The sequence below is a fragment of the Bradyrhizobium sp. genome (assembly GCF_049581145.1).
Classification (GTDB): Bacteria; Pseudomonadota; Alphaproteobacteria; order Rhizobiales; family Xanthobacteraceae; genus Bradyrhizobium.
On record NZ_JBAURI010000497.1, the window covers coordinates 1 to 9,050 of the forward strand.

Below are 9,050 nucleotides of genomic sequence, written 5' to 3' on the forward strand. Positions count from 1 at the left end.
CCGCCGGATCGGCCGCGCCCGTGCCCGCCACGCCGCAGCCTTCACCGACGCCCTCGCCGCCACCGCCGCCGGCCAAATAAAAAAGTTCCGGGCGCAGTTGGAACGGTTCGCGTTAGCGGATCGTTGAAAAAAATCTGCGCCCATGAAGACGGCTCATAAAAACGCCATCGCGTCATACCAATCGTGAAATCGCGTGGCAGAGCTAGCGTTGAAGTACGATCAGGTATTATCCTTGAAATGCCGTCGTGTCGGTCGAATCTAGGGGACAGGTTCGTTTCCTCCCATTAAGCCCCGTCTGGGTTTGTCACGATGCGCGCCGTCGTCGCCGTTCTGTTGTTCGTCACCGCCGCGCACGCGGCGCTGTGGGGCGTGTTCCAGCAGAAGGAGCAGGCCCCTGATTTTACGGGCATGCTGCCCAGCGTGTCCTATGCCCCGTTCGAGGGCACCGCGCATCCCGACGTCGACAACATTCCGTCCGCCGAACGCATCCGCGCCGACATGAAGACGCTGTCGACCATGACCAAGGCGATCCGGCTCTACTCATCGACCGGCGGCGTCGAAATGGTGCCGCCGATCGCGGCCGAATTCGGCATCAAGGTCATGGTCGGCGCCTGGATCGACAAGGACAAGGACCGCAACGAGCGGGAGATCGTGTCCGCCATCAACCTCGCCCGCCGCAACAGCAACGTCATCGGTGTCGTGGTCGGCAACGAAACCGTCTATCGCGGCGAGCAAGTCCCGATCGAGAACCTGGCGCTCGAACCCGAGGAGGCCGCGCGATTGCTTCGCGAGGAAACCCAGCGGGATCTGGATGCGGAAGCGCAGCCCAAGCCCAAGGATCAGGAGATCGATCCGGTGAAATGGGGGCGCGACGAAAACAACGTTCATCGGCTCGCGAAGCTGGTTCAGCGCGTCAAGAAGTCGGTCAATGTTCCGGTGACGACGGGCGAAATCTGGAACGTCTGGCGCGACCATCCGCAGCTCGGCTACTCCGTCGACTTCATCGCCGCCCACGTCCTGCCCTACTGGGAGAATTTCTCCGACAAGCAGGCCGTCGACCAGGCGGTCGACCGCTACAACCTTTTGCGCGAAAAATTTCCCGGCAAGCGCATCATGATCGCCGAGTTCGGCTGGCCCAGCGCCGGCTACAACCTGCTCAACGCCAATCCCGGCACGTTCGAGCAGGCGAGCGTGCTGCGCAATTTCGTCGCCCGCGCCGACGCCATCGGCATGGAATACAACATCGTCGAAGGCATCGATCAGCCCTGGAAGTTCTTCGAGGGCGGCGTCGGCCCGTATTGGGGCATCCTCAACGCCGCGCGCGAGCCGAAATTCTCCTGGACCGGGCCGATCGTCAATCCGGACTACTGGAAGCTCGCCACCATCGCGCTTTTGGTCGGTATCCTGATGTCGCTGCCGATCCTGAAGCTGCCCGATCCGACCATCCTGCAGGTCACCCTGCTCGCGATCACGGCCAACGGCGTCGGCGCCTGGGTCTCGAACGTGTTCGCGTTCTGGAACGGCCATTACTTCGTGTTCGGCTCGGCGTTTGCGCTGACGCTCGGCCTGATCCTTTTGGTGCCGCTGATCCTGATCGCGATGGCGCGGATCGAGGAGGTCGCGGCGATCGCGTTCGGCCGGCCGCCGCGGCGGCTGATCGTGAAGGGCGCGCCGATGGCGCCGGCCACGATCGGCGAGACCGTGAGCGTTCCGAAGGTCTCGATCCATATCCCGGCCTATTTCGAGCCGCCGGAGATGCTGATCGAGACGCTCGATGCGATCGCCCGCCTCGACTACCCGAACTTCGAATGCGTCGTCATCATCAACAATACGCCCGACCCGGCGTTCTGGCAGCCGATCCAGGATCACTGCCGCGCGCTCGGCGAGCGCTTCGTGTTCATCAATGCCGAGAAGGTCAAGGGGTTCAAGGCCGGCGCGCTGCGCATCGCGATGGACCGCACCGCCGTCGACGCCGAGATCATCGCCATCATCGATGCCGATTACGTGGTGGATCCGGACTGGCTGAAGGACCTGGTCCCGGTGTTCGCCGATCCCCGCGTCGGCCTGGTGCAGGCGCCGCAGGACCATCGCGACCAGGACCGCTCGCTGATGCATTACATCATGAACGGCGAATATGCCGGCTTCTTCGACATCGGCATGGTCCAGCGCAACGAGGAGAACGCCATCATCGTCCATGGCACGATGTGCCTGATCCGGCGCGCCGCGATGGACATGGCGGGCGGCTGGGCCGGCGACACCATCTGCGAGGACACCGACCTCGGGCTCGCCATCCAGGAACAGGGCTGGCTGACGCATTACACCAACCACCGCTATGGCCGCGGGCTGTTGCCCGACACCTACGAGGCCTTCAAGAAGCAGCGCCATCGCTGGGCCTATGGCGGCTTCCAGATCGTCAAGAAGCACTGGCGGCGCTTCCTGCCCGGCGCCAGCCGGCTTTCCGGCGACCAGAAGCGCGAATTCGCGCTCGGCTGGCTGAACTGGCTCGGCGCCGAGAGCCTCGGCGTCGTGGTCGCGATCCTCAATTTGATCTGGGTGCCGATCGTGGCGTTCGCCGATATCGCGATCCCCGACAAGATCCTGACCTTGCCGATCATCGCGGCCTTCGTGGTCTCGCTCGGGCACTTCCTGACCATGTACCGGCTGCGCGTGCCGGTGAAAACCGGCCAGATGCTGGGCGCCATGGTGGCGGCGATGTCGGTGCAATGGACGGTGTGCCGCGCGGTGGCGCAGGGCCTGATCACCGAGCACCTGCCGTTTGCCCGCACCTCCAAGGGCGGGCTGTCGCGGATGTCGATCGAGTTCCAGGCGTTCTGGGAGGCCGTGATCGGCGTGCTGCTGCTGCTCGGCGCCGCCGTGCTGGTCGTCACCAACAACGCCAAGCAGATCCGCGAAATCTATATCTTTGCCGGCGTGCTGGTGCTGGAAAGCCTGCCCTTCCTGTCGGCGGTCGCGATCGCGATCCTGGAGAGCTCGCGCATCAACTCGTTTTCGTTCTGGCGCAACACCGGCGTGCGCACCGCCGAACTGATCGGACTGCGCCCGGTCAGCCTGCCCAGCGTCGGCCCGCCGCCGCCGGTGGCCACCGTGGCGTCGGAGGTGCATCGAGAGGTCAGTTAGGGGGGCAACGAGGGGCGCAGCAAGCAGGCCAATCCGGCCTACGGATAAAGTTGGATGACTTGCGGATAAAGCGGGACGGAGCTCTGCCGGCATCAGGAATCGCCGCTAAAGCATTGCCTGATCGACGAAACCCGGAAGACGCCGCCGCAGGGCGAGACCACCTCCGCACTTGACCCCAACCGGCGCGCCCCCTACTAAGCCGCTGGGAGCGAGCGCGTAGCTCAGCCGGTAGAGCACGTGACTTTTAATCACGGGGTCGTGGGTTCGAGCCCCACCGCGCTCACCAAAATTCCAGTAAATTCAAACGGTTGATGATACAGCGGCGTAGTACATGACGTCCCTGTCTGCAACCAAGAGTCGATCGTGGTGCCGCACATGATCCAAATGGACCCGGCCGAGATGAAGCGCATCGGACCGAGCGCCTCTATCCGGGTCGGATCATTGTGGGCCCCGGTCAAGCATTTGCCGGAGGTTTTGGCACCCTTCACAAAGCTGCTCTTTTGCTTAAACCACACCGATGATGCTCATCCCTATTCGCTGCGCGGAAGTGCGACTGGCCTGAGATTTTCGGGACAACACTTGCTGTTCTGTTGCGTCCATCAGATTGCGGACCGCGCGCCCGGCGATGTGGTGGTTCCAGTGGACAAGCGCGGCGAGAAGCTGGTGTCAGGTACGCGGTTCATCCGCATCAACGAGCTGCCCGAATTTGCGGGTGAGGAGATCCTTGATGTGTGTGCGATGCACTTCAAGCCGGACGACTACGGCGAGCCGCAGTTGGAAAGAGGATTCTTCGACATCAAAGGCGCCGATGTCTGGAACGGTGAACCGCAAACTACATTCCTGGTTTATGGCTATCCCAGCAGCTTGCGGCAATACGGGGTCGACGAGGTCAGTGGGGAGCTCAACGATCTCAAGGTGAAGATGACGGCGACTGCCGGGCACTATAGCCATCAAAGTTCGGCTACGGGCCTACACGCGATCACGCTCGAACGGTCGGGGACATATTCTTCGGATGGGTTAAGTGGGGGAGCGGTCTACCACGTCGGAGAAGATGCGGCCGGTTTCTATTGCGGTTTCGCAGGCATCGTGGTCCGCGGCAGCGACACGAGCAACATCATCCACTTCATGGATGCGCAATTGATCCGAGAGTTTTTCCTCTACAATCAGAGTTTGGAAAATCGGTGATCTCGCGCGAGTGAAGATCGGATCGAAATTCTGCGACCAGAATTACGGTGACACTCCTGGACTTCACATAATTCCTGAGACCGCGGCGCTTCGATTCAAGGGCGGATTCTAATTACGATGACAGTGTACTAAATGGCCTTTGTCGAACGGTCAAATTGCGTATGCTGGCGCCGCATTTTCGCGCTGCGATAGGATAAGGTTACGCGCTTAACCGATAGCGGCATGACTTTCCGGAGATATTCACAAGTCCCTGACTCAGTCCTCCACGCCCTGTGAGCGCCCGGGCCGACACCTCGCGCCCCGTAGAAATACGGCGAGACGCTCTCGGCGTGTGGTAGCGCTGCGCTTATCCACTCCATGCTCGCGAACATTCGTGCTTTCTTCCTTGCTGTCGACCGCAGGTTGAGCTTGGATGGTGGCTGGTCGGGGGGACCAGCAAAATGCGCAATCTGGTAATCGTGGCGCTGGGCGCCGCGCTCGGTGGCTGCGCGTCATCGGCCGCGGATGTCGCGCCGGCCTATGTGTCGCCGGTCGCCTATCAGGGTTACACCTGCCAACAGCTGGCGCTGGAGGCTCAGGCCATATCGACCAGGGCCGCGACGCTATCGGGCGCGCAGGACAGCCAGCACACCAAAGACGGCTGGACCACCGCGGCCGCGATCGTGATCTTCTGGCCGGCAGCGTTTCTCGTCAGTGGCGACAAACAGACTGCGGCCGAGCTTGCGCAGATGAAAGGTCAGATGGTCGCCGTCGAACAAGCCTCGATTGCAAAGAAATGCAACATCCAGTTTCAGGGCAAGCCCGAGGGCAGCCCGGGCTGAAGCTCACTGCGCGGATTGAAGCCGACTGGCCCGCCGTGGCGCGCGAAGGCGAAAGGCTTAATCCGCCGGATCACTCGGCGAGCATGGCGGGTTACGGCTTCGCCTCAACCCGCCCTGCGCGCTGTCGAAAATAGTCCGGTCGTATGTGCCAAATTTCCTCATGAAATGGCAGCAAACCAAGGCTACGCGCCTCAGCCGGTCAACCCGTGTCAAAGGGGAGCTCATCCAGGAATGCTGGCACCGGATCGTAGACAGTGGCAAGCCGACTTGGCTGTGGTATCAATTGAGCATGAAGAAGCGTGGATCACCAAAGAGCGCAACCAGTCCGCAGCCGGCAAGGCGCTCGGTCGCGCGTGGGGCGAAAAGATCAGCGCCGTTGAGGGAATCAGACTCTCGCCGGCCGCCAAGCAGCGTGCTGTCGAGTTCGACCGTTTGGGGCTTTCGCCGGCCGAACGGCGAAACGCTATCGCCCGCGCCTATCGCAAGGGGTGATCCCCTTGCATGTACGAGGCTATCGCCGACCCGTACTGCTATCCGGGCACAACGGTTCTAATAAACCGCCCCGGGCTGCGCGACCAAGCCAGGTTGGACGCCTTCGAAGCCGAAATGACCGCGCAGCGGTTCCAGGAGCCGTTCCCGCGCGGAAGGTTCGGCTACCGCCACTACTGTCGCATCCACTTCCAGCTGTTCCAGGGCATATACCCTTGGGCTGGGAAAATTCGGACGGTCCGGATTTCCAAGAGCGGCAGTGCGTTCTGTTACCCAGAGCATATTGACCGCGAGATGAAACGGCTGTTCGCGGCACTCAAGGCTCAAAAATTCCTGTCTGGGTTCGGTGCCAAGAGCTTTGCCGAGGAGGCGGCGCACGTCCTGGCAGAGCAAGCGTAGCCCGGATGAGCGCAGCGACATCCGGGGATTTTCATTTGCGCTGATCCCGCATATCGCTGCGCTCATGCGGGCTACTTGCTCGCTCATGCTGACAGGATCCCGGCGCCGCGGGCGCCGCCTCCGCTGGCGCATCCACAGTATTCGTCGCCGCTCTTGAGCCTGGCCTTCATCAGAAGCCTCAACGATGGTTTGGGGCGGCGCATGGTCCGCGGAGTGATCTCAGCCTTGGCAACGCCCCAAATTGACAATCGTCGAAATATAGTAAATATTCTATATTCGTAAAAGTGATGAGCAAATTTGACACACCCCTGGCGTTCGTCGGTTCCTCGCTGGAGGACCTCAGCGGATTCCCCGACAAGGTCAAATCTCGCATCGGCTTTGCGCTCCGAACCGCCCAGCGGGGTGGCAATCATCCCGATGCCAAACCGCTGAAGGGATTCAAGGGCGCTGGCATTTTGGAAATCGTCTCGGATTTCGATGGCAACACCTTTCGCGCAGTCTACACGGTGAGGATCAGGGGCGTCATCTACGTGCTTCATGCCTTTCAAAAAAAATCCAAAAGCGGCATTGCCACGCCAAAAACGGAAATCGACAAGATCAAGCGCAGATTGCAGGAGGCTGAGAGCTATGAAAAATAAAGTCAGAGTCACAAAGAGCAGCGGCAACGTGTTTGCGGATATCGGCCTGCCCAATGCTGCCGAGCATGCCGTGAAGGCGGACCTCGTCATAGCGATTGCGGCTCGGATCAAGTCGAAAAGGCTGACACAGGCCAAGGCCGCGTCACTGCTCGGCATAGCTCAACCCGATGTGTCGAAACTCTTGCGCGGACATTTTGCTGGCCACTCTTACGAACGTCTTTTCGGTTACTTGAATGCCTTGGGTGAGAAAGTCCGGATCGAAATCTCGGAAGCGAAAAACAAAAAAGATGCCCGGCTCGAGTTGGTATGAGCAAGCGGTAGCCCGGATGAGCGTGGCGACATCCGGAGATTTTGATCGCGCTGGAATTGCGAAGACAGGGTATCAAATGGACTTTTGTGAACGGGCAAATTCCGCGCCTCGATCCGATCGGAATGGGGTTACGCGCTTGCCGATGGCTGCACGACTTTTTCCGGAGATATTCACAAGTCCCTGAATCGGCCCTCCGCGTACTGTGAGTGGGGCGACCGAGACCTCAAGCCCCGTAGGAATACGGTGTAAGCTCTCGGCGTGTAGTAAGCGCCGCGTATCCACTCCCTGCTGGCGCGCCTTCGAGCTTTCTAGCTTGCTGTCGACCGCAGGTTGAGATTGGATGGCGCCGGGTCTGGGGGATCAGAAAATGCGCAATCTGGGAATCGTGGCGCTTTGCGCTACGCTGGGCGGCTGTGCGTCCAATGAGACGGTTCAGTTTCGGCCGTCCAATCCACAACAACAAGCGATGATGCGCGACGGGCAGCCCGCCCTTGTATCGCGCCAGAAGAGCTCCTTAGTGCTGGTCCGCCCTGCTTCTCGACAACTGAAGGCAAATGGTCGGCCCGTGTTCGTGGTCGGCATCAACAATCTTGGAAAAACCCCGGTCGATTTCCGAGTCGCACAGGTCGAGGTTACACAGCACGTCGGCGGATCCGATTTTGCCATGCAGATCGTCACTTACGAGATGCTCGTGCAAGAGGAGAAGAACCGGCAGATCGCGGCGGCGATCCTCACTGGAGTTGCCGCGGCCGGAAATGCATATAGTGCCTCGCAGGCTGGCTATGGACAATACACGACGCCGAGCGGCCGCACGGGAACGTTCTACAGCCCAACCGCTGCTGCTATCGCGCAAAATAATGCCGCCGCACAAAACGATGCGATGATTGGCGCGACCATAGAGGCTGGACAGCGGAACATGGCCGTGCTTGAGCAATCCGTGATCAAGGACAATACCCTGATGCCGGGCGAATGGTATGGTGGTCAATTGCACTTGGCGCCGCCCACCGACCAGGAAGGCGCTCAGAAGAGCTACACGATTGTTATCACGGTGGGCAGCGACCGACACGTTATCGACGTTGCGCAAGGACCGGCCGGAACGTGACAAAACCGAAAATTGGCCTGATTATTCTTTCGGTGCTGTTTCGCTCTGCAAGAAAGTTTGAGCGGCAAGCGTAGCCCGGATCAGCGCAGCGACATCCGGGGATTTCCATTTGCGACGATCCCGCATATCGCTGCGCTCATGCGGGCTACTCGCTGACGGCGTATCAGCACAAATCGCCTTTCGCCGTCCGAACTCGCCCACGGCTTAGCCAGCCGCTTCATCGTCGAGGCCGTGCAACCCGTCGCGTCCACCGGACAAACGGGAGATTTTACCGGTACCCTTTCGGCGGCCGATTAAGCCGGTATATATTAAGGAAATTGGTAAGGTACTTGCGCGAGGGATAATCCGATGGACAAGCCGGAATACCGCATTTGTGTCGAGCCGCTTCCCGCCGAGGATGGCGGCGGCTATGTCGCGACCGTCCCGGGCTTTTCGGGCTGCATGTCGGGCGGCGAAACCGAATGTGAGGCGATTCAGAACGCGCATGACGCGGTTGCGTGCTGGATCGATGCCGCCGAGCGAATTGATGTGGCCGTTCCGGAGCCGATGCGCTGGACCGCCGGCTAACCTGCTCCGACTTCAGGCCGCCTCCTCCACGCCTATGACGAGCCGCTTTCCCAGCGCCCTCAAGGCATCGACCATGGCCGGCAATTTGGTCGCGTGCCTTGGATCGAGAATGCGGCGAATCTCCTTTTCATCTTTTCCCATGCGGCGCGCCAGTTCGCTCTTTGCGATGCCGGTGGCAGCGAAGGCCCCGAGCACCGCCAGCTTCGCCGCCACGTCGGGTGCGACCGCAATCATCGTCAGGCCCTTTCGCTTCGCGCGCGGCTTTGGCAGCGGCAAACCCCGCTCCGGATAAGTCAACAGCGCAAGGCCGAGCGCTTCCTCGGCCTGGGCGCGCGCGTCCGCCAGATCGTCGCCCTGCGTGATTGCCTCCGGCACGTCCGGAAAACTGACCACGATGACAC

At 60.9% G+C, this 9,050-nt stretch carries 10 protein-coding genes and 1 tRNA gene; 10 read left to right on the forward strand and 1 reads right to left on the reverse strand.

Annotated features, from left to right (window positions below; all coding sequences use genetic code 11):
• Window positions 1-309 precede the first annotated feature (309 nt).
• The 10 genes from WCB02_RS16520 to WCB02_RS16565 all read left to right on the forward strand — a co-directional run bounded on the left by WCB02_RS16520 (window position 310) and on the right by WCB02_RS16565 (window position 8,649).
• Entirely contained in the window at window positions 310-3,138 is a 2,829-nt protein-coding gene (locus tag WCB02_RS16520; RefSeq protein WP_423959570.1) for a glycosyltransferase, read from the forward strand.
• A 210-nt stretch (window positions 3,139-3,348) separates the two neighbouring features.
• Window positions 3,349-3,424: transfer RNA gene (locus tag WCB02_RS16525), tRNA-Lys, on the forward strand.
• A 77-nt stretch (window positions 3,425-3,501) separates the two neighbouring features.
• The gene (locus WCB02_RS16530) at window positions 3,502-4,323 is read left to right on the forward strand and encodes a hypothetical protein (RefSeq protein WP_423959571.1); all 822 of its coding nucleotides are present in this window, start codon (window positions 3,502-3,504) and stop codon (window positions 4,321-4,323) included.
• Between the two features lie 440 nt (window positions 4,324-4,763).
• A complete protein-coding gene (locus WCB02_RS16535) occupies window positions 4,764-5,144 on the forward strand; it encodes a hypothetical protein (protein WP_423959572.1) in 381 nt (126 codons plus the stop codon).
• 231 nt (window positions 5,145-5,375) lie between these two features.
• Window positions 5,376-5,636, forward strand: coding sequence for a hypothetical protein (locus WCB02_RS16540; RefSeq protein WP_423959574.1), 261 nt, complete (start codon window positions 5,376-5,378; stop codon window positions 5,634-5,636).
• Between the two features lie 9 nt (window positions 5,637-5,645).
• Window positions 5,646-6,032, forward strand: a complete 387-nt coding sequence (locus tag WCB02_RS16545) for a Fic/DOC family protein (protein WP_423959575.1) — start codon at window positions 5,646-5,648, stop codon at window positions 6,030-6,032.
• 287 nt (window positions 6,033-6,319) lie between these two features.
• The gene (locus WCB02_RS16550) at window positions 6,320-6,670 is read left to right on the forward strand and encodes a type II toxin-antitoxin system RelE/ParE family toxin (RefSeq protein ID WP_423959577.1); all 351 of its coding nucleotides are present in this window, start codon (window positions 6,320-6,322) and stop codon (window positions 6,668-6,670) included.
• Window positions 6,660-6,980, forward strand: a complete 321-nt coding sequence (locus WCB02_RS16555) for a helix-turn-helix domain-containing protein (RefSeq protein WP_423959579.1) — start codon at window positions 6,660-6,662, stop codon at window positions 6,978-6,980. Before WCB02_RS16550 ends, WCB02_RS16555 begins: the two co-directional genes overlap by 11 nt.
• A 340-nt stretch (window positions 6,981-7,320) precedes the next feature.
• Entirely contained in the window at window positions 7,321-8,082 is a 762-nt protein-coding gene (locus WCB02_RS16560) for a hypothetical protein (RefSeq protein WP_423959580.1), read from the forward strand.
• A 348-nt stretch (window positions 8,083-8,430) separates the two neighbouring features.
• Complete coding sequence (locus WCB02_RS16565) at window positions 8,431-8,649, forward strand: type II toxin-antitoxin system HicB family antitoxin (RefSeq protein WP_423959581.1); 219 nt, start codon at window positions 8,431-8,433, stop codon at window positions 8,647-8,649.
• A gap of 12 nt (window positions 8,650-8,661) precedes the next feature.
• Here WCB02_RS16565 and WCB02_RS16570 read toward each other — a convergent pair whose 3' ends face one another.
• A complete protein-coding gene (locus WCB02_RS16570) occupies window positions 8,662-9,045 on the reverse strand; it encodes a type II toxin-antitoxin system HicB family antitoxin (RefSeq protein WP_423959583.1) in 384 nt (127 codons plus the stop codon).
• Between the last annotated feature and the right edge of the window lie 5 nt (window positions 9,046-9,050).